We start from the raw sequence: 20,003 nt of genomic DNA, 5'->3' as shown, positions 1-20,003 counted from the left end.
AAACTGACAACTTACACGAGCAAATTTATGAATTTACACAGTGCGCAAGAAATCATCGACGATATTAAAGCCGGTAAAATGGTTATTTTAATGGATGATGAAGATAGAGAAAATGAAGGCGATTTAATAATAGCAGCTGAGCATATTAGCGCAGAAGCGATTAATTTCATGGCTACCCATGGCCGTGGTTTAATTTGTTTAACCATGACGCAAGAGCGTTGCGAGCAACTTGATTTACCGTTAATGGTTAAAAACAATGGTGCAGCATTTTCGACTAACTTTACAATGTCGATAGAAGCATCAAAAGGTGTTACAACCGGTATTTCAGCAGCAGATAGAGCGCGTACAGTGCAAGCGGCTATAGCTAAAGGCGCAGTCCCAAGTGATATTGTTCAGCCTGGACATATTTTTCCTATTATGGCGCAACCTGGTGGCGTATTAACTCGCGCAGGACACACTGAAGCTGGCTGTGATTTAGCGCGTTTAGCTGGACTTGAAGCATCATCTGTTATTGTTGAAATACTTAATGCTGACGGCACTATGGCACGTCGCCCTGATTTAGAAGTTTTTGCGAAAGAGCACGATATTAAAATTGGCACCATTGCTGATTTAATCGAATACCGCAACTTAAACGAAACAACAATTGAGCAAGTAGCAAAATGTAAGTTACCAACTGTTCATGGTGAATTTGATTTAGTTACTTACAAAGACACAATTGACGGCCAATTACATTACGTATTGCTCAAAGGCGATATAAAAGATCAAGAGCCGACAAATGTACGTGTACATTTGCAAAGTACCTTTAACGATATTCTACTTTCAGACAGAAGTGCTGACCGTAGCTGGGGCCTTTCTGAAGCAATGGCTTATATCGCTAAAAATGAAGGTGCTTTAGTTATTTTAGGTAAGCAAGAAAGCACTGAAGAGTTAGAGGCAACTGTGAAAGCATTTGCAGCAGCTGATGCTGGCGAAAGCGTTACGCCACGTAAATTCAAAGGTACATCTCGTACTGTTGGCGTAGGTTCGCAAATACTTGCCGATCTTGGAATTAAACAAATGCGATTAATGAGTCGCCCTAAAAAGTACCATGCACTTTCGGGCTTTCATTTAGAAGTTGTTGATTACGTTGAGCCACAATAAGCATCACGCTTAAACTAGGCTATTATTTTATTTTTATGGTATGATGCGCAGCAATTTTTGCGCAATCGCAACCGCTTGAACTTATTTTTAGGGTTATCAAATGAAAATTATTGAAGGTAATAAGTACGCTCCAGGCAAAAAATTTGCCATTGTCATTTCTCGTTTTAATGACTTTATTGGTAGCAGTCTCCTTGCAGGTGCTGTTGATGAGCTAAAACGCACAGGTGGCGTATCAGATGACGACATTACCGTTATTTATGTGCCAGGCGCGGTAGAATTACCTTTAGCGGCTAAACGCGTTGCGGCAAAAAAAGAGTATGATGCAATCATCGCATTAGGCGTAGTGATCAGAGGTGGTACACCACACTTTGACCTAGTTGCTGGCGAATCAAACAAAGGTCTTGCGCAAGTATCACTTGAGTATGATATCCCGGTTGCATTTGGCGTATTAACCACAGAAAGCATTGAACAAGCAATTGAGCGTGCTGGCACCAAAATGGGCAATAAAGGCGGCGAAGCTGCTTTAGGCGCGCTTGAAATGGTTAATGTGTTAGATAAAATTTAAGTTTAAGGAATTTTTGTGAAACCAGCAGCAAGACGTAAAGCACGTATCTTAGCACTCCAAGCCGTTTATTCTTGGCAAATAAGTGGCAATTTAATTGCCGATATCGAACAACAAATGTTGATCGAAACAGACGTTACTAAAATTGATGTTGAATACTTTAAAGATCTAGCGACGGGTGTTGCTGTAAATTACAAGCAACTAGACGAAGCTGTATCACCACATTTAACACGTCCGTTTGATGACTTAGATATGGTTGAGCGTGCAATTTTACGTTTGAGCAGCTATGAGCTTAAGTTCCGTGAAGACGTACCTTATAAAGTTGCTATTAACGAAGGTATTGAGCTGGCCAAAATTTTTGGCGCTGAAGACAGCCATAAATTTGTAAACGGTGTACTTGATAAAGCTGTTAAGCATTTACGCAAGTAAGTAAACCGTTAAAGAGGGGAGCCGGCATAGGCCGGCTTTTTTGTGTATGAAGGAATTTGAATTAATTAACCGCTACTTTAAAGGTCGCGGTATCACCCGTCGTGATGTAAACCTAGGTATAGGGGATGATTGCGCTTTAGTAACCGTTCCACAAAACTGCCAACTTGCCGTTACAACAGACACTCTTGTTGCTGGCGTACACTTTTTTGATGATATTTCCCCTCGTGCATTAGGTCACAGAGCGCTTGCTGTTAATTTAAGTGATTTAGCGGCCATGGGCGCTGAGCCGACTTGGGTTTCAGTTGCGTTAACTTTGCCAAGTATTGACCCACAGTGGATTGAAGAGTTTACTGATGGCATGCATGAAATTGCTGAATATTTTAATGTGCAGATTATAGGAGGCGATACAACTCAGGGCCCACTAACCATCACTATTTGTGCGAAAGGGACTGTACCCGAAGGTACTGCACTTCGTCGTAGTGGCGCAAAAGTGGGTGATTGGATTTATGTTACGGGTCCGCTAGGTGACGCTGGACTTGCAATTGAGTCTCGCAAACAAGGTATAAGTATTGAGCCAGAGCATTTAAAGTACGTAAATAAACGCTTTGACTTTCCAACCCCACGTGTTGCTGCAGGGCAGGTATTACGAGGCCTTGCATCATCGGCTATCGATGTGTCGGACGGCTTAATAGCTGATTTAAGTCATATACTCGATATGTCACAAGTAAGTGCAGTGGTGAATATTGAAAGTATTCCAACTTCAGATGCGATGCAAGCAAGCCTTGATTTTAATCAGCAGCTGCCATTTATTCTCAGTTACGGTGATGATTACGAATTAATTTTTACGGTCCCTGATAGCAATAAAAGTATGTTAGAAATAAAGCTACGCCAGTATGGTGTAGATGCAACATGCATTGGCCAAGTTAAAAGTGGCGATGGCCAAATTGAGCTTTTACACAACGGTGAAAAGTTTGATTTTGAACCGCAGGGTTTTGAGCACTTTGCAAAGGAGCTGGTTTGAACAATAACCGCAAGTTTAATTTAAAGCGTCCACATCAGTTTTTTGGTCTGGGCTTTGGGACTGGGCTTGCCCCTAAAGCGCCCGGTACATTTGGTACGTTTGCTGCCTTGCCATTCATTTTTATGACCATGTATTATCCGTTATGGCTGCAAATTGTATTTGCCGTTGTGATCAGTATATTTGGTATATGGGCGTGCGGTAAAACGGCTGATGATTTAGGCGTGCACGATCATCCTGCTATTGTATGGGATGAAGTGGCGGGTTATTACATCACTATGATTGGCGCAGCACTTAGCTGGCAAACATTACTCGTAGGTTTTTTGTTATTTCGCTTTTTTGATATAGCAAAACCCGGCCCAATCCGTATGCTAGACAAACGAGTACATGGCGGTTTAGGTATAATGGCCGACGATATACTTGCGGGTATTTTTTCGCTTATATGTTTACAAGCGTTAATAAAAGTGGGTTTACTGCCCTTTTAATTTTTATATTTGATTTGTTTAACTAGGTGGCAGCAATATGATGCGATTTTTACTGGTTTGTGTACTTATGTTGTGCGCGACGCCAAGTTGGGCTTCAATTACTGATTACGTAGTTAAGCAATGGAATATAAAAGATGGCCTACCGTCGCAATCACTTAAAAGTGTTGTGCAAGATCAGCAAGGCTATATGTGGCTTGGTACGCAATTTGGTTTAAGCCGTTTTGATGGTACAACATTTACAAATTATAACACGCAAAATAGTCCATTCTTGCCTAGTAATGGTGTTAATAAGCTTTTAGTCGATTCTAGTGGTTTGCTATGGGTAGGCACTAAAAGTGGCTTGGTAGTTATTAACCCAGCCACATTTGCAGCACAAGAATTTAATATTAAAGGTCCAGTAAGGGATATTCTTGAGGACTCTAAAGGTAGCATATGGATTGCGGCCAACGGCTTATACTATGTAGATAGAGGGCAAGTTGATTTACGCACTGAAGTAAATGGTCCTCTACCTATTGTTAATGCTACTGTGATCACACAAATAGTTGGCTCTGTTAGCCAAATGGCACTCTCTCCTGAAGGCATTTGGCTGGTTAATGATCGTCATTTATTACGCCTTACAAAAAACTCATCAGATTTTTCTAAACTACGTTTAGAGCTTACCGCAAAAATATCTTTACCAGAGCGCTTAGCGCAAACCATAGTGCACGATTTATCATTTTTAAATGGTAATTTGTATATAGCTTCTGAGCTAGGTGCATACTTTTTAGATTTAGATGACGAGCTAAGACCTTTTCCTCTACCTAATGCAAATAACTCAGCCGTTTATAAGTTTATGAGTGATACCGATGGTGGCTTGTGGGTTTCGACCTATGGACGCTTATTATTCAGAGATAAAACCGGTGAGTGGCAATGGGTAGAGCCTAGCCAACTCGATCAAAGTATATGGTTTGCTGATATTTTTAGAGATGATAAAAATAACGTTTGGTTAGCAAGCTTTAGTGAAGGCTTGTGGCTTGCTCATGAAGGGCGAGTCGAAAGGCATTCAGCAGTTTCAAATATGACCGAATCTGTTATGGCTATTAGCCAAGCACCCGATGGTAAACTGTGGGTTGCGAATAAAAGCGGCATTGGTTATTTCGATTTAGATAAAAGTTTTATTAATTTAGTCCCAAGTAGTAAATATGGATACGCATCAGTACACGATCTACAATTTGATGGTGAGCGATTATATATAGCCACAGGGCGCGGCTTATTTGTTTTTGAAAACAAGACACTTTACACCGTCCCTGGTCGAGCACTTCGCGATAATCCGGTATTTGCAATAAGTCGCTCTAGTAAAGGCGGCTTTTGGATTGGTACCGGACGCGGTTTATATCGATTAAATTATGCTGGTTTAACGCCTTTTGCCTATAACGCTTTTTTAGGTAGTAAGTTTATTACCTACGTATTAGATAAAACAAACTTTGGTGTGATTGGTACTAGTAAGGGCGCATATTACTTTACAGACCGTGGCATTGAAAAAATTGGCGACCAAACAACACTTGAAAGCGCATACGTAACTAGCGTGCTACATATAGATGGCGTGGGTATTTTAATAGGCTCTCTTAACGATGGGCTTTTTTACAGAAGTACGCAAGGGCAATGGCGTCAGCTCGATGCAGCTAATGGTCTACCGTATGGTTCTATATTTAGCCTAGAATATGATGAAAAGTTAAAGCATGTTTGGGTAAGCACCATGAAAGGTGTTTACAGAATGCCTGTAGAGCAATTTAAAACAGAAATAAAAAGCTTAAAAGTTGAAGAAGTAATTTCATCTTTTGACCGTCAACTTGATGGTAAAGCGAATCAATGTTGTAGTGGACTTGGGCATGATGCGGTAGCAGACACCGGAAATTCTATTTGGTACCCAAGCTTACAAGGTGTTGTTGAAATACCTAAAAATGTAGAGCTATTTGGTGTGCTTGCATTAAAGCCAACAATAGAGACAATAACAACGCCACTTCGTCATTTAACTACCGCTGCGCTTGGTAAAAAACCATCATTAGAAACAGACGAGCGTGATATAACGCTAACTTACACAGCTATTGATTACTATGCACCAAACAGCATTGAATTTAGATATAAACTAAGTGGCTTAGATAGTGACTGGCGCTATGCAAATACGCGACGTGAAGCTATTTATACTAACTTGCCTCCTGGCTCGTTTTTGTTTCAATTAGAAGCTAAGCGCCAAGGTGAAGACTGGGCTAAAGCGCAAGATGTAGAATACGGTTTTGTAGTGCCTGAGCGCTTTGACGAAACAATTTACTTTAGGCTTTTAATTACCAGTGGTTTTATTTTGCTTTTTTATCTCATTTTTTGGGTGTTTAGAGCACAAGAGCGCAGAAAACAAGAAGCATTAGAGGGCTTAATCACTGAGCGTACCTTAGAGCTTCGCCAAGCTAATGATAAATTAGGCCAAGTGAATTCACAGCTTAAATTAGTGAGTCACTCAGATGAGCTAACAGGGCTACGTAGTCGCCGCTTTTTGTTTGATCAACTCCCTAAAGATATTGAGCACTTTCAACGTAATTCACAGTCGCTGCAGGCACAAGGTAAGTCACTGGTGCTGGTAATTATTAACTTTGATAACTTCAGCCGTATTAATGATGCCTACGGCCCAATTGCAGGTGATAGCTGCTTACAGCAAATGGCTGCATTGTTAAATTCGCGTACGCAGGGCTCTGACTATGTGGCACGTTGGAGTGGTGATGAGTTTTTATTATTATTACGTGACTTTAAATGCAATAAAATAGACAGCTATGCTTCAGAACTTTGTAAAGTAATAGCGGCTAATTCGTTCCAATTACCAAATGGAAAAACAACTAATATCACGGCATCAATTGGTTGGTCATTTTATCCATTACCTTTATTAGGCGGGCAGGTAATTAGCTGGGAAACCTCTATTAACTTAGCAGATATAGCATTGCATCAAGTTAAAAAACGCGGTGGTGATGGTGTGGCTAATATTACGTTTGATGAGCAGCTCGATGCATTTGAGTTTGAACAAAACTCTAATGTTGATCAGCAATTAGGTATTTTACAAAGTAATGGCTTGGCAGATATAAAAGTGTGGATGCGATAATGCCCGACCAAGGTTATTGGTCAGGCATGGTGAGGTTAACTCTATTTGTTAAGCCAAGCTGGTAATATTGCAATCGACTCAGGGGCTGTAAATGCCGTACTGGTATCGGCGCTTATATCACCGCCTGCACTGCTTAAAATATTATTAAATCGCATAACCACATTATTTGACTTCTCAGCTACGTATAAATCTGTTCCGGTATACATAATATCAACAGGGTTACCCAGTAGGGTATTTGGACCGCTAATAGTGGTACTTATGTTTACCAAGCCCGATGCCGTTGCTACGTTATTCAATACGTATATTTTGCCATCGTCAGCAACTGCTGCGCTACCAACATCAGAGAGTATTAGCGAGCCACTTAGCGAGTCGTAGTCGATGCCGTGCATGTTGCTTGGTGCTGCTACTGCTGTACCTGCATTTGCTGGCGTTATAAGCCTATCCTCAACTGCAATATTAGTACTACCAGCCATTAGTTTGCTTTTAACTTCGTCAAATACAGCAACGGTTCCATTTGTTAGTGCTACAAAAGCTCGATCAGTGTTTGCATCGTAATCAACATCCCAAGGGCGAGCATCGTTTGCAAACGTAAGCGTCATTAATGGGCTTGCATCCCCTGTGGTGCAAGTTGAAAATATTGAAATACTTGGAGTATCTGCATTATTTTCTGCAACTAAAATCATACCGCTATCAGAAGCCACATCAAGACCTTTAGGAGATATAAGGCCTGTATTCGAACCAGTAATAATGCTGTCTTGGTTCGTATTATAAGTTTGCCCATCTCTGTTTATTGCCACTTTATTTGAAATAACAATACCGCCAATTGAGGTTGTACTGTTATCGAACGTTGTATAACTATTACCCGCTTTATCAAAAGTTACACTTTCGATAGTTTGACTTGCATTATAGTTGCCAATTTCTGTGTTAAGTTGTGAACTTAATCGACTAATTTGCCCAGTTGTTTCACCTGCAGTGCCCGGATTACTACTTACAGCAACACCTAGCAGCGCCATATTAGCGGTATCACTATCTGAAATATCAGCCATTTCATTTTGTATACCCAGTTTAGTAATTGACTCAGGTTTAATTGTTGAGGTAACTAAATCAGGAGTGATATCGCCGCTCTCACCTGAAAATATATTGCTGAACACAAGAACAGCATCATTTGATTTTTCAGCTACACGTAAGTCACTACCTTCAAGGCTAATATCAACTGGGTTACCAAGCATTGTTGCTGGACCGGCAATACTTCGTGCAACGCTTACTAAGCCCTCTGCAGTTGAAGCATTATTAATTACAAATAACGAACCATCGGTTGCGTCTGAGGCACTGCCTACATCAGACAAAACAAGTTTGTTAGTATTTGAGTCATAAACAATGCCGTGAATATTTACAGATATTTGCGTGCCATCATTATTACTTGGAGTAATTGTGCGGCTTGGCATTGCGGCAAATTCACCACCAACAAAATTATCATAAACGGCTACATCACCATTTGTTAGTGCTACATAAAGGCGGTCGTTAGATTCATCATAATCAACATCCCACGGCGCCGCTTCTGTAATAGTTGTGCCTAAAGGCGCTGCATCGCCCGCGGCTGTAGCGCCAAAAGTCGTTACTTGCATAGCGCCAAAGTCAGCAATAAAAACAAGGCCACTCTTTTGTGCTACAGCTATTCCTTTAGGGTTTACCAGTGTTGTGTTAGTACCTGTTATTTCGCGATCTGTATTAGCTGTATAGGTTGCGCCGTCACTACGATTTGCAAGCTGGCAAATAGTTTTAATACTGCCATTTTCGCTGTCGCTTGCTTGCAATAAATTACCTAAGCTATCAAATGCAACGCCTTCGTTAGCTGTTGTATTAAAGGTTTTTAGTTTAGAGGCGTTTTGGTTAATTAAATCGATAGTGCCTGTATTGCTCTCGCCATTGTTTGCCAAAATTAATGTGGCTGATGCAAAACCAGGGTTGCCATTTGTACCGTCGGTACCGTTTTGTCCATCGGTGCCTGCAATACCATCTACGCCGTTTTCACCATCGTCTGAGCTACAGCCTGTAATGCCGATTAATACTGCAAGTGTTAAAGCTGAAAAACTAAGCGTGTGTTTAAGTGTGTTTTTTTGTGTTGAATGAGTTGTTAAATTAGCTTTATTCATCATTTTTACCTTTTAAATATTCCATCAAATGTAGGTAAATAACGCGCTTGCTCATAAGGCATAGACTAAGCGGCACCGATTATTTACATGTTAACCTCATATCAATAACGGCTATAAAATGAAACTGGATGCAAAAAAGTTAAAATTAAAAACAAAAAAAGGAGCCTTGAGGCTCCTTTTTAATAAACTAAGTAAATAGCTTAAGCGATAAACGCCTTAATAGCGTTTAATATTCCTTGCTCGCCTAATCCCATTTCATCGTGCATTTCATCTTGCGTGCCGTGTTTAATAAACTCATCAGGAATACCTAAGTTAAGGATATTAATATCAGCTTTTTGCGTTGCCAAGTATTCATTAACTGCAGAGCCAGCACCGCCAGCAATCGCGTTATCTTCAAGCGAAACAAAGGTATCGTGGCTAGTAGCAAGCTCATTTAAAAGTGCAGTATCAAGTGGTTTAATAAAACGCATATTAACAAGCGTTGCATCTAATTCGTTAGCTGCAAGCTGGGCGTTTTCAAGTAATGTACCGAACGATAAAATGGCAATTTTACTGCCTTTCTTAATTGTATCTGCCTTACCTATTTCAAGCAGTTGCATAGTGCTTTCAATGTCTGCAGTACCTGCGCTACCTCGAGGGTAACGAACTGCAACAGGGCAGTTTTCTTTATAACCGGTGTATAGCATTTGGCGGCATTCGTTGGTGTCGCTTGGTGCCATAATTACCATATTTGGAATACAGCGCATAAAGCTTAAATCGTACGCACCTTGGTGAGTTTCACCATCGGCTCCAACAATACCTGCGCGGTCAATGGCAAATAATACAGGTAAGTTTTGCAGTGCAACATCATGTATTAATTGGTCATACGCACGTTGTAAAAAGCTCGAGTAAATAGCAACAACAGGTTTTAAACCTTCACAAGCAAAACCAGCTGCTAAAGTAACAGCATGCTGCTCTGCAATGGCCACATCAAAGTATTGATCTGGAAACTCTTTAGAAAAACGTACCATGCCAGAGCCTTCGCGCATTGCTGGCGTAATAGCCATTAACTTGCTGTCTTGCTTTGCCATGTCGCATAACCAATCGCCGAAAACTTTTGAAAAAGTAGCAGCGCTAGGTTTAGATTTAGGCAGGCTAGTTGTGCTCGGATCGAATTTTGGTACACCATGGTAGCCAATAGGATCGGCTTCAGCCGGTTTGTAGCCCTTACCTTTTTGCGTTTTTATATGTAAAAGCTGTGGGCCTTTTAAATTACGCATATTACGCAATGTATCTACAAGCATGTTTACATCGTGACCATCAATTGGGCCTATGTAATTTAGGCCTAATTCTTCAAAGAAGGTCCCCGGGATCATCATGCCCTTAATGTGCTCTTCCATTTTACTGGCAAGTTGCTTTACCGGAGGCACACCTGAGAGTAACTTTTTACTGCCTTCACGAATGTTAGTATAAAAGCTACCTGATAAAATTCGGGCAAAGTGATTTGTTAATGCGCCAACATTTTCTGAAATCGACATTTCGTTATCATTTAAAATAATAAGCATGTCTGATTTTACATCGCCTAAATGATTCATCGCTTCAAATGCCATGCCTGCGGTGATAGCTCCGTCACCAATAATGGCTACAGATTTTCGACCTTTGCCTTCTTTTTGGGCGGCAATAGACATACCTAAGGCAGCTGAAATAGAGGTGCTTGAATGACCTACGCTAAACGTATCGTATTGGCTTTCATCGCGAAAAGGAAAAGGGTGCAAACCGTCTTTTTGGCGAATAGTGTGCATTTGGTCGCGACGACCTGTAAGGATTTTATGTGGATAAGCTTGGTGACCCACATCCCAAACTAGGCGATCGTCTGGAGTGTTATAAACATAATGTAGCGCAACGGTTAGTTCAACCGTCCCTAAACCAGACGCTAGATGACCGCTACTTTGCGATACTGAGTTGAGTAAATAATCGCGCAGCTCATTGCTAAATGCAGGGAGTTTGTCTTGCGCTAAGTCACGCAATTGGGCTGGCTCGTCAACCAAATTAAGTAATGGATACTTGCTACTATCAAGTGTCATGGTTTTATATATATCCTTCGCTAACATTAATTCATTCAAAGCTTTTACGAATAATTAATGTTGAGTAATAATGTCAGTGCTAATTGCAATACGTATGAGCAAAAATTAGTGGTCACGCTCAATTAGGTAATTTGCTAGCGACGCAAGAAGTGTTGTGTCAGCATCTATATTTGCCAACGCTTCATGGGCTTGTTGTATTAAATTTTGCGCCTTTTCTTTAGCGCCTAGCATACCTAATAACGCCGGATATGTCGCTTTATTCGCGGCAATATCGGAGCCTTGTGGTTTACCTAAAGTAACCGTATCGCCTTCAACATCTAAAATGTCGTCGTGTACTTGAAACGCCAGCCCTATAGCATACCCAAAAATGCTTAAATTTTCTAAGGTTTGTTGATCTGCCTTTTCACTGCACAGTGCACCAAGTGTAATTGCACAATTAATTAAAGCTCCGGTTTTTAGCTTATGTATTCGCTCAAGCTCTTGTACGGTAATTACTTTATCTGTTGCTGCTATGTCAAGACCTTGTCCGCCTACCATGCCCTCAAGGCCTGATGCGTTGGCAAGCGTAGCAATCATTTTTACTTGTGTTTGCGACGAGCATGTAAATTTGTGATTCGCAATAAGCTCAAAGGCGAGTGTTTGTAGGGCATCACCGGCTAAAATTGCATTTGCCTCGCCAAATTCTATGTGGCAAGTAGGGCGGCCACGGCGTAAGTCGTCATCGTCCATAGCGGGCAAATCATCATGAACTAGCGAATAGCTATGGATACACTCAATTGCAGCTGCAAGTACATGTAAGTCTTGCTGGTTTGCACCGAGCATTTTACCTGTGGCATAAACTAAAAATGGACGTAATCTTTTACCGCCATTAAATAATCCATACTGGGTGGCGTTCTTGACTGTTTCTTCAGTATCGAGAGACTGTTTAAAATGCTGTTGTAAGGTCGCTACTACATCTTTTTGAGCACGTTCGATATAATTATTTATGCTCACAGCTATTCCATATCATTATCAAAATTCGTAAGAACTGACTTTTCGCCATTCCCCATCAAAATTGATACTTTTTGTTCTGCTTGCTGTAATTTACCTGATGAAGCACTTGCTAATGCAATTCCACGCTCAAATTGCTTTAACGATTGCTCAAGCGATAAGTCACCTTGTTCCATGTCACTAACGATTGTAGATAATTCTTCTAGTGCTTGTTCGAAACTTAAGTTTTCAGGTTTTTTAGTCGCCATCTTTATTTCAGCTTACATAATAAATTTAGGGGTCAATTTTAGGGGGAATGCTAAACTAGGTCAAAGGATGATATTGGTTTTTTACCTTTATAACGTTAAATTATATTTCAAGTGTATTAATAAAGCCTTAATAGCGGTCTGTTAGTTTAATAAATCAATTGATAATTAGGTAGCCCTTATAACTTGATCTAAAATAGTGCTAAAGGCTGCTTTTTATGTTTATTTATAAAAATGGCTTAAGCAATTCAATATGTTGCCGATAAGCAGTTAATAATAAAAGTTTATGATAAGGCCATTAAGCATGAAACTTCTGGAGGAAATGTGGATTTAGCAACCATAATCGGGATCCTAGGCGCAATTGGCTTAATTGTCATGTCTATGTTTATGAGTAGTAGCGGTGAAATGGCTATGTTTGCCGATGCTCCTTCTAGTGTAATTGTATTTGGTGGTTCACTTTTCATTGTTTTATCAAATTTCACCATGTCGCAGTTTTTGGGTATAGGTAAAGTTGTTGCTAAAGCGTTTATGTTTAAAATTGAAACGCCAGAAGAACTTATTGAAAAAGCAGTAGAACTTGCTGATTCAGCTCGTAAAGGGGGCTTTTTAGCACTCGAAGAAGCTGAAATCCCAAATCCATTTATGCGCAAAGGCGTCGACATGCTTGTTGATGGCCATGACGCAGATGTTGTTCGCGCCACACTTCAAAAAGACATCTCTTTAACCACTACTCGACATGAAATGGGTGCAGGCTTATTTAAGTCATTAGCCGATATTGCACCAGCAATGGGAATGATTGGTACTCTAATTGGCTTAGTTGCAATGTTATCTAACATGGATGACCCAAAAGCAATTGGCCCGGCAATGGCGGTAGCGCTTTTAACAACTTTATATGGTGCGTTTTTAGCCAATGTTGTGGCAATTCCTATTCAGGTAAAACTTGAACTGCGTAAAGACGAAGAAGCTATGAATCAGCGTTTAATTTTAGATGCTATTTTAGGTATACAAGATGGCCAAAATCCAAAAGTTATCGAAGGTATTTTGAAAAATTACTTAGCTGAATCTAAACGCAAAGTAGATACCGAGGAGTAATTATGTCTGATCAAGAGTGCAAATGCCCACCACCAGGCCTACCAGCATGGATGGGAACGTTTGCCGATTTAATGTCACTGTTAATGTGCTTTTTTGTACTCTTGCTTGCGTTTTCAGAAATGGATGTACTTAAGTTTAAACAAATTGCGGGCTCTATGAAGTTTGCTTTTGGAGTGCAGAATAAAATTGAAGTAAAAGATATCCCTAAAGGTACCTCTGTTATTGCTATGGAGTTTACCCCAGGCAAACCAGAGCCAACCCCAATAGAAACCATTCAGCAGCAAACAGTCGAAATGACTCAACAAATGTTAGAGTTTCAGGCTGGAGATGAAAGCTCGGCTGGCGGCAGGCAAGAACAACGCGGGGATAAACGTGGTGGCGAATCTCGTAGTACTTCTCAAGAGCAATCGTCAGAGCAAGCAACTTCAGCGGCCGATCAGGAACAAACTAACGAGCTCGTTAAAAAAATCGCGCAGCAGCTTGAAAAGCAAATAATAGATGGTGCAATTGAGCTTGAATCTTTAGGGCAGCAAATAATTATTCGTATTAGAGAGAATGGTTCATTTCCTTCGGGTAGTGCATTTTTACAACCTAAGTTTAAACCCATAATTCAAGATATTGGTGTACTGTTAAAAGATGTACCCGGTGAAATAACTGTATCTGGCCATACCGACGATTTTCAGGTATCGAATGAGTTATATATTAATAATTGGGACTTATCGTCAAAGCGAGCTGTAGCAGTAGCAAGCGAGCTGCAAACGGTGCAAGGGTTTGATAAAAACCGCATGATGGTAGTGGGGCGGGCTGATACCCGTCCACTTGTTCCAAACGATTCAAATGAAGATCGCCGCAGGAATCGCCGAGTAGAAATATCAATCCTGCAAGGTAAGGCTAAAGAGTCTGCTCCTATTGATGTGCGCTAAGTTATTGCTTGTGTTATATTTCACTATGTTTGTTTTGATTTAAGGTACTTAATTGCCTTAAGTATCTTGGCAATTTCGTCATTTTAGCTTACAGTACATTTCCTTAACATATGTAATGGAGTGCCTGTGAAAATAATCAATAAATATTGCGACATGCCGGGTAATGGTGATGGTACTGATGACGATAAAAAAACAAAATAGGGCAGAGTATTTTGCCTGAATGGTTTTTATATATTGTTAGTATTTTAAGCAAAAGCTGGGTTTTAATGCTAAGTCCGGCTATTTTTATATTTTTTGTATTTAAAGATCGCCTAGCCTTTCGATTTGTATTACTTACCGCAGCTTTTTTCCTCTTTGGTAACCTAACTGCTTCAAGCCTACGAGCGTTTGATGACATTTATATTTATCGTTATTTAGTTTGGGCGATCACAGATATTATTTGGATGGCACTTATAGCTTACTGGGGTATAAAGGATAAAGTTTATTTATGGCAATGTGTTATTGGGCAACTAGTTGTTATTGGCGCACCTATATTACAACTATTCCGATTAGTTGACCGCCATTTGTGGGATTTAGCTTACAGTACCGTTATTTATCAGACCCTAATGCCATTTATCAATATTGCCACGGTGGTTGTATGCTATTTACCTTTAATTATCCTTTTCACTAAGCAAGGTAGTGTAAAGTCAAAAATAGAAAACTCCCCACCTTCAAAATAGCTGTGCTAAACTACTGTTTTTATAAACAGTGAGTGAGCGACTCCCATGAAACTCTACATTGCAGAAAAACCATCACTAGGCAGAGCAATTGCTGATGCCTTACCAAAACCACATAAAAAACATGATGGTTATATAGAAGTCGCTAATGGCGATTGTGTATCGTGGTGTATTGGGCATTTGCTAGAACAAGCAGAACCCGATGACTATGATGAGCGCTTTAAAAAATGGCAGTTTGAACACTTACCTATAATACCTGAACAGTGGAAGTTAAAAGGCAAAACCAAAACTCGCAAACAGCTCACTGTTTTAAAAAAATTAATTAAACAGGCCTCGCAACTTATTCACGCTGGCGATCCAGACCGTGAAGGCCAGCTTCTGGTCGACCAAGTAATAGAAGAAGCTAAAATAAGTCAGGCTAAAAAGCAGAGTACGCAACGTTTACTCATTAGTGATTTAAACTTATCGGCGGTAAAGAAATCATTGGGCGCAATGCGTTCTAATCGAGATTTTATTCCGTTAAGTGTATCTGCTTTAGCGCGCTCTCGTGCTGATTGGCTATTTGGTATGAATTTAACACGTGCATACACACTAGCTGGGCAAAAAGCAGGGTTTGGTAATGTGCTTTCGGTAGGGCGAGTGCAAACCCCTATTTTAGGTCTTGTTGTTAATAGAGATAACGAAATAGCGAACTTTGTATCTAAGCCTTTTTACGATGTATTGGCGCATTTGCTTACTCCAGATAATCAACCATTCATAGCTAAGTGGGTTCCAAGCAAAGCATGTGAGCCACATCAAGATGAAGAAGGGCGAATACTTAACAAAGCTCTTGCAGAAAATGTTGCTTCACGTATTACAAGGCAAAGTGCTGAGCTTATTTCACTCGACCAAAAACAAAAAAAGCAAAGTGCTCCATTACCTTATAATTTATCTGCTCTGCAAATAGATGCCGCTAAAGCATTTGGTATGCCAGCTCAAAAAGTATTGGATATTTGCCAAATACTTTACGAACGTCATAAACTAATTACTTACCCACGCTCAGATAATCGTTATTTACCCAAAGATCACCATCAAGAAGCATCTGCTATTTTAAAGGCAATAAGTGCAAATGGGGGGCAAAGCAGTGAATTAGTAAACGGGGCTGATGTAAAAAAGCGTAGTAAATGTTTTAACGATTCAAAAGTAGCTGCCCATCATGCCATTGTGCCTACGGCTAAGCAGTTAAAGTCAGCGAGTTTGAGCGGTGACGAAGCAAAGGTATATCAATTAATAAGCCGTCATTACTTAATTCAGTTTTATCCCGACTATATATATAACGAAACTAAAGCTGAGGTAATTATTGCTGGTGGGCTTTTTAAGGCAAATGCAAAGCAAGATGTAAGCTTGGGTTTTAAGGTGTTAATGGGTAAATCTGAATTAAAAGATGAAGCCTCGCTACCTCCTTTAACAAAAGGTATGCCTCTTTTTTGCGATAAAGGCGAAGTAGTCGAAAAGCATACATCACCCCCTGCTTATTTTACCGATGCCACATTATTGGCTGCGATGACGGGCATTAGCCGTTATGTTAAAGATCCACAAATTAAAAAAGTATTAAAAGACACTGATGGTTTAGGTACGGAGGCAACACGTGCGGGAATAATCGAGTTGCTATTTAAGCGGCGTTTTTTAAAACGTGAAGGTAAGTCAATTAGAGCGACCGAAACGGGACTTGCTCTTATTAGCGTATTACCACAAGGTTTAGCGAGTCCTGATTTAACCGCAAAGTGGGAGTCGAGCTTAGGTGATATTGCACAGCAGGCAATGAGTTATCAGCAATTTTTACAGCCTTTACTTGCTGACCTAAATGGGTTTGTTCAATTAGCAGCAAACTGCGATAGCAATGCATTTGCGAAGTTACCAAAAAGCTCACCTAAAAAACGTTTTGCTAAACGAGGTGGAAAAGCGACCTTTAAAAAGTCGAGTTATAAAAAAAGCTCTGTTGCTAGTTAGCAACAGAGCTTTTTTATTAAACCATATTACTTAACCTGAACTCTGTTTGAGATAGATTTATTATCCAGAATTCAGGTTACTTATTAAATAAAGCAACAGCAGCGTTACTCATTGCTTTTATTCCAGTAGGAATAGCAACTTTATAATCTGGTGCAAATTTACTAGAGTGTAGAGAAGGGAGTACCTCAGCTGTTTTTATTGAATCTGCATATTGTGCTTGGTTTACGCCTCCTAGCCAAAAGAGGGTGATAGGGATATTTTCATCGGTGCGCCCGTATAGGCCAAAATCTTCACCCGCCATTACAGCCTGTGTTTCAAGTACATTAGTATCGCCAATTGCGCTGGCAATAGAATTTCTAACAATGTCTGTTTGTGCAGGGTTATTATAAGTAGATGGAATCGATTCATCTTCATGTACATATACTACAGGGTAGTTTGATTCATCCAATCCAGCGCTTTGTGCTATCCCAGCTGTAATACGTTTGATAGCAGCTATTTGAGCGCTTCTTACATCGGGGTTATAGCTTCTAAGAGTGAGTTGTAGTTTTACTTCATCCGAAATCACATTATGTTTTGAACCACCATGAATAGACCCCACTGTAATAACAGAAGGCTCAAGCGGTGAAAGCTCTCGGCTTGTGATTGTTTGCAAAGCAAGTACAGTGCGTGCAGCTATAACCACTGGGTCTATAGTTGTATGCGGATAAGCACCATGACCACCTTTACCTTTAATTGTAATATCGACAGAATCTACACTTGCCATCGTGTATTCATTTTTCATTGATACCTTACCAGCGGGGACGCTAGCGCTTACATGTAAAGCAATTATATGATCAGGTTTTGCAAATTTACTAAATAGTCCTTCGCTTAACATCGCTTTAGCACCCCCACCTACTTCTTCTGCAGGCTGTGCAACCATCATTAATGTACCTTGCCACTGTTTTTTATGAGCAATTAACTGCTCTGCAGTTCCAATAAAAGAGCTCATGTGGATATCGTGGCCACAGCCGTGCATTACACCTACTTTTGCACCGTGCTCATCTATTACTTTGACTTTTGAGGCATAGGATTTTCCTGTTTGCTCAATAATAGGTAAGCCATCAGTATCAGTGCGGATCATTACTGTCGGCCCCTCACCATTTTTATAAATACCAACTACACCAAAGCCACCTACATTACTTGTTACTTTAAAACCCAGCTGAGTTAATCTATCTGCTATCTTTTTACCTGTTTTTTGTTCGTGATAAGAAAGCTCTGGGGATTGGTGTAAGTCGAGGTAAAACTTTTCAATAGCTGGCATGGCTTTGCTTAAATTCAAATCGAGTCCATTTGCTTGTACTAATGGGCTTGCTAATAAAAGTATTGCACTTAGGTAAGTTAATTTCATATTTTCCCTTATTGTTGAATATGTATACCGAGTGATTTAGGTATATGACTTGTAATTATTATGTTCACCACCATATAAAAACCTAAATAGACGAATATGGCAATCAATTCAATGAGCAACATAGTTAGTATTAATGCGCAAAACCTTCAACAAGTACTCGGTGAAACATCACAACAAAAATTGGTGTTGCTTAACTTTTTCTCTCCTCAAAGTCCTGACTGCATTGGACAGGCTGCAATTTTAGATAAAGTAGCAGCAGAATATGCAAGCTATATAGTAGTAGCAAACTTAGATTGCGATGCAGAACAAGCACTCGCTTCTCAACTTGCGCAACAAGTTGGTCTGCAAACACTGCCTACGCTTGTATTATTAAAAGACTCCGCACCAGTAGATTTACTTGCAGGTGTTCAAAGCGAAGCGCAAATACGCGAATCCCTAGCAAAGCATTTACCTGCGCAACAAGACTTACTATTAGAGCAAGCAAAGCAAGCGTTATTAAAGTCAGATTTAAATGCTGCATTTAATTATGCAAAGCAAGCTTATGAAATAGACAGCGGTAATGCACGTATCAAGTTAGTGCTAGCAGACATATGTATTCAAATTCACAAGGTAGATGAAGCGCAAGCGCTTATAAATACAATAGATGCACAAGAGCAAGATGCTTACTTTAATAATATAAAAGCAAAATGCGAAGCCGCGCTTGAAGCAAAAGATTCACCAGAGATTAAAGAAAAGCAACAACAAGTAGAAAAGTATCCAAATGACTTAGAATTAAAAGAAGAGCTCAGTATTTTACTTAATGAAGCAGGCAGAAAAGAAGAGGCATTGGATGTACTATTTACAGTTCTACAAAAAGATCTGAACTTCAACGAAGCAAAACCAAGCTTTTTAGCCATTATTGCCTCTTTACCTGATGGCGACGCACTCGCAGCTAAGTATCGCCGCAAGTTATATAGTATTTTATACTAGGGTCTGTTGCTCTTTGCGGATTAAAATTTGTTCAAACTAGGGGGTGTTTAATCGCGGCGCGAGATTTGTAACCTAGTGGGCTAAGTAAAAACCGAGTAACAAAGAGTAAATAGCCCCTAGGAAGAACCCTTTGGGCAGCGCCTGTTTGGTATTAATGCTACGTTATCGCCTATTTATGGGGAGTAACCACACTACATAGGCTCTGCCTTGCCTGAATACCAAACAGGCTGCTGCAAATTTAACCTTGAAAGATAAACAGACCCTAGATTCTAATAACTATTACTTTTAAGAAGCACCTACATAAGGTGCTTTTTGCATTTTTAAGGTTTTAATTAATAGCTTTAGTATGGTTTAGCTATGTAAAAAAAGAGTTATCAACAGGGTTTTGTGAGTAACTTGTGCTTATCGTGTGTGCTTGCTTGGGGCTTAATTTTAATTACTATTTTATGCAAATAACGCTTGCGTAAAATCCGCCGCTCCCTATAATGCGACCCCACTGAGACGGGAAACAGCAACGCATAGCGAGGCACGAACAACTCAGGGTGTTAAGTAAAACTTAGAGTGAATCTTTTTAGAAAGTTTAAATTTAAGTATTGACAAAAAAATAGGAAAGCGTAATATGCGCAGCCCTAGCGAGATAAAGTTCAACTTTATAATCGCAACGTTCTTTAACAATATAAAGCAATCATCTGTGTGGGCACTCGTACAGATTGAGTTC

General features: G+C 40.0%; 16 protein-coding genes. 11 read left to right on the top strand and 5 right to left on the bottom strand.

Annotated elements, in window-relative coordinates; all coding sequences use genetic code 11:
- The first annotated feature begins 27 nt into the window (after nucleotides 1-27).
- From ribBA to H5090_RS17315, 6 genes are all read left to right on the top strand, one after another.
- Nucleotides 28-1,140 (top strand): bifunctional 3,4-dihydroxy-2-butanone-4-phosphate synthase/GTP cyclohydrolase II, encoded by a 1,113-nt coding sequence (gene ribBA / locus H5090_RS17340; RefSeq protein WP_024603846.1) that lies wholly within the window; start codon nucleotides 28-30, stop codon nucleotides 1,138-1,140.
- 100 nt (nucleotides 1,141-1,240) lie between these two features.
- A complete protein-coding gene (gene ribE, locus H5090_RS17335) occupies nucleotides 1,241-1,705 on the top strand; it encodes a 6,7-dimethyl-8-ribityllumazine synthase (RefSeq protein ID WP_002961753.1) in 465 nt (154 codons plus the stop codon).
- Between the two features lie 15 nt (nucleotides 1,706-1,720).
- Nucleotides 1,721-2,131 carry a transcription antitermination factor NusB gene (gene nusB, locus H5090_RS17330; protein ID WP_002961751.1) on the top strand — a complete coding sequence of 137 codons (411 nt, stop codon included), beginning with the start codon at nucleotides 1,721-1,723 and terminating at the stop codon, nucleotides 2,129-2,131.
- Between the two features lie 46 nt (nucleotides 2,132-2,177).
- A complete protein-coding gene (gene thiL / locus H5090_RS17325; RefSeq protein ID WP_024596289.1) occupies nucleotides 2,178-3,152 on the top strand; it encodes a thiamine-phosphate kinase in 975 nt (324 codons plus the stop codon).
- The gene (locus H5090_RS17320; RefSeq protein ID WP_024596288.1) at nucleotides 3,149-3,634 is read left to right on the top strand and encodes a phosphatidylglycerophosphatase A; all 486 of its coding nucleotides are present in this window, start codon (nucleotides 3,149-3,151) and stop codon (nucleotides 3,632-3,634) included. The genes thiL and H5090_RS17320 overlap by 4 nt, the downstream gene beginning before the upstream one ends.
- A 37-nt stretch (nucleotides 3,635-3,671) precedes the next feature.
- A complete protein-coding gene (locus H5090_RS17315) occupies nucleotides 3,672-6,758 on the top strand; it encodes a ligand-binding sensor domain-containing diguanylate cyclase (protein ID WP_182672770.1) in 3,087 nt (1,028 codons plus the stop codon).
- A gap of 41 nt (nucleotides 6,759-6,799) precedes the next feature.
- On the opposite strand, the gene H5090_RS17310 is transcribed toward H5090_RS17315, so the two are convergent.
- The 4 genes from H5090_RS17310 to H5090_RS17295 all read right to left on the bottom strand — a co-directional run bounded on the left by H5090_RS17310 (nucleotide 6,800) and on the right by H5090_RS17295 (nucleotide 12,212).
- A complete protein-coding gene (locus H5090_RS17310) occupies nucleotides 6,800-8,911 on the bottom strand; it encodes a hypothetical protein (RefSeq protein WP_154903652.1) in 2,112 nt (703 codons plus the stop codon).
- Between the two features lie 200 nt (nucleotides 8,912-9,111).
- Entirely contained in the window at nucleotides 9,112-10,974 is a 1,863-nt protein-coding gene (gene dxs / locus H5090_RS17305; RefSeq protein WP_182696311.1) for a 1-deoxy-D-xylulose-5-phosphate synthase, read from the bottom strand.
- Nucleotides 10,975-11,079: 105 nt separating this feature from the next.
- Nucleotides 11,080-11,967 (bottom strand): (2E,6E)-farnesyl diphosphate synthase, encoded by an 888-nt coding sequence (gene ispA / locus H5090_RS17300; protein ID WP_182694442.1) that lies wholly within the window; start codon nucleotides 11,965-11,967, stop codon nucleotides 11,080-11,082.
- 2 nt (nucleotides 11,968-11,969) lie between these two features.
- Nucleotides 11,970-12,212, bottom strand: a complete 243-nt coding sequence (locus H5090_RS17295) for an exodeoxyribonuclease VII small subunit (RefSeq protein WP_002961738.1) — start codon at nucleotides 12,210-12,212, stop codon at nucleotides 11,970-11,972.
- Nucleotides 12,213-12,533: 321 nt separating this feature from the next.
- Between H5090_RS17295 and pomA the strand changes: the two genes are divergently transcribed.
- The 4 genes from pomA to H5090_RS17275 all read left to right on the top strand — a co-directional run bounded on the left by pomA (nucleotide 12,534) and on the right by H5090_RS17275 (nucleotide 16,929).
- Nucleotides 12,534-13,301, top strand: coding sequence for a flagellar motor protein PomA (pomA, locus tag H5090_RS17290; protein ID WP_024597197.1), 768 nt, complete (start codon nucleotides 12,534-12,536; stop codon nucleotides 13,299-13,301).
- 2 nt (nucleotides 13,302-13,303) lie between these two features.
- Nucleotides 13,304-14,224 (top strand): flagellar motor protein MotB, encoded by a 921-nt coding sequence (locus tag H5090_RS17285; protein WP_024597196.1) that lies wholly within the window; start codon nucleotides 13,304-13,306, stop codon nucleotides 14,222-14,224.
- Nucleotides 14,225-14,436: 212 nt separating this feature from the next.
- On the top strand, nucleotides 14,437-14,943 hold the full coding sequence (locus H5090_RS17280) for a hypothetical protein (RefSeq protein WP_182696310.1): 507 nt from the start codon (nucleotides 14,437-14,439) through the stop codon (nucleotides 14,941-14,943).
- 45 nt (nucleotides 14,944-14,988) lie between these two features.
- Nucleotides 14,989-16,929 carry a DNA topoisomerase III gene (locus H5090_RS17275; RefSeq protein ID WP_182696309.1) on the top strand — a complete coding sequence of 647 codons (1,941 nt, stop codon included), beginning with the start codon at nucleotides 14,989-14,991 and terminating at the stop codon, nucleotides 16,927-16,929.
- 76 nt (nucleotides 16,930-17,005) lie between these two features.
- On the opposite strand, the gene H5090_RS17270 is transcribed toward H5090_RS17275, so the two are convergent.
- On the bottom strand, nucleotides 17,006-18,316 hold the full coding sequence (locus H5090_RS17270) for a M20 family metallopeptidase (RefSeq protein ID WP_182696308.1): 1,311 nt from the start codon (nucleotides 18,314-18,316) through the stop codon (nucleotides 17,006-17,008).
- A 111-nt stretch (nucleotides 18,317-18,427) separates the two neighbouring features.
- Here H5090_RS17270 and H5090_RS17265 point away from each other — a divergent pair, with 111 nt between their 5' ends.
- Entirely contained in the window at nucleotides 18,428-19,285 is an 858-nt protein-coding gene (locus H5090_RS17265; protein ID WP_182696307.1) for a tetratricopeptide repeat protein, read from the top strand.
- The last annotated feature ends 718 nt before the right edge of the window (nucleotides 19,286-20,003 follow it).

The sequence above is a fragment of the Pseudoalteromonas sp. SR43-5 genome (genome assembly GCF_014163835.1).
Lineage (GTDB): Bacteria > Pseudomonadota > Gammaproteobacteria > Enterobacterales > Alteromonadaceae > Pseudoalteromonas > Pseudoalteromonas distincta.
The sequence above is the reverse complement of the archived record's forward strand: the minus strand, read 5'-3'. Positions and strand labels throughout refer to the sequence as shown.

What these genes read in the sequence shown, in the direction of transcription:
- ribBA (WP_024603846.1), top strand. Translation starts at nt 28, where the DNA reads ATGAATTTACACAGTGCGCAAGAAATCATCGACGATATTAAAGCCGGT.
- H5090_RS17310 (WP_154903652.1), bottom strand. Translation starts at nt 8,911, where the DNA reads ATGAATAAAGCTAATTTAACAACTCATTCAACACAAAAAAACACACTT.
- H5090_RS17315 (WP_182672770.1), top strand. Translation starts at nt 3,672, where the DNA reads ATGATGCGATTTTTACTGGTTTGTGTACTTATGTTGTGCGCGACGCCA.
- H5090_RS17285 (WP_024597196.1), top strand. Translation starts at nt 13,304, where the DNA reads ATGTCTGATCAAGAGTGCAAATGCCCACCACCAGGCCTACCAGCATGG.
- H5090_RS17295 (WP_002961738.1), bottom strand. Translation starts at nt 12,212, where the DNA reads ATGGCGACTAAAAAACCTGAAAACTTAAGTTTCGAACAAGCACTAGAA.
- thiL (WP_024596289.1), top strand. Translation starts at nt 2,178, where the DNA reads ATGAAGGAATTTGAATTAATTAACCGCTACTTTAAAGGTCGCGGTATC.
- H5090_RS17270 (WP_182696308.1), bottom strand. Translation starts at nt 18,316, where the DNA reads ATGAAATTAACTTACCTAAGTGCAATACTTTTATTAGCAAGCCCATTA.
- H5090_RS17275 (WP_182696309.1), top strand. Translation starts at nt 14,989, where the DNA reads ATGAAACTCTACATTGCAGAAAAACCATCACTAGGCAGAGCAATTGCT.
- H5090_RS17265 (WP_182696307.1), top strand. Translation starts at nt 18,428, where the DNA reads ATGAGCAACATAGTTAGTATTAATGCGCAAAACCTTCAACAAGTACTC.
- dxs (WP_182696311.1), bottom strand. Translation starts at nt 10,974, where the DNA reads ATGACACTTGATAGTAGCAAGTATCCATTACTTAATTTGGTTGACGAG.
- ribE (WP_002961753.1), top strand. Translation starts at nt 1,241, where the DNA reads ATGAAAATTATTGAAGGTAATAAGTACGCTCCAGGCAAAAAATTTGCC.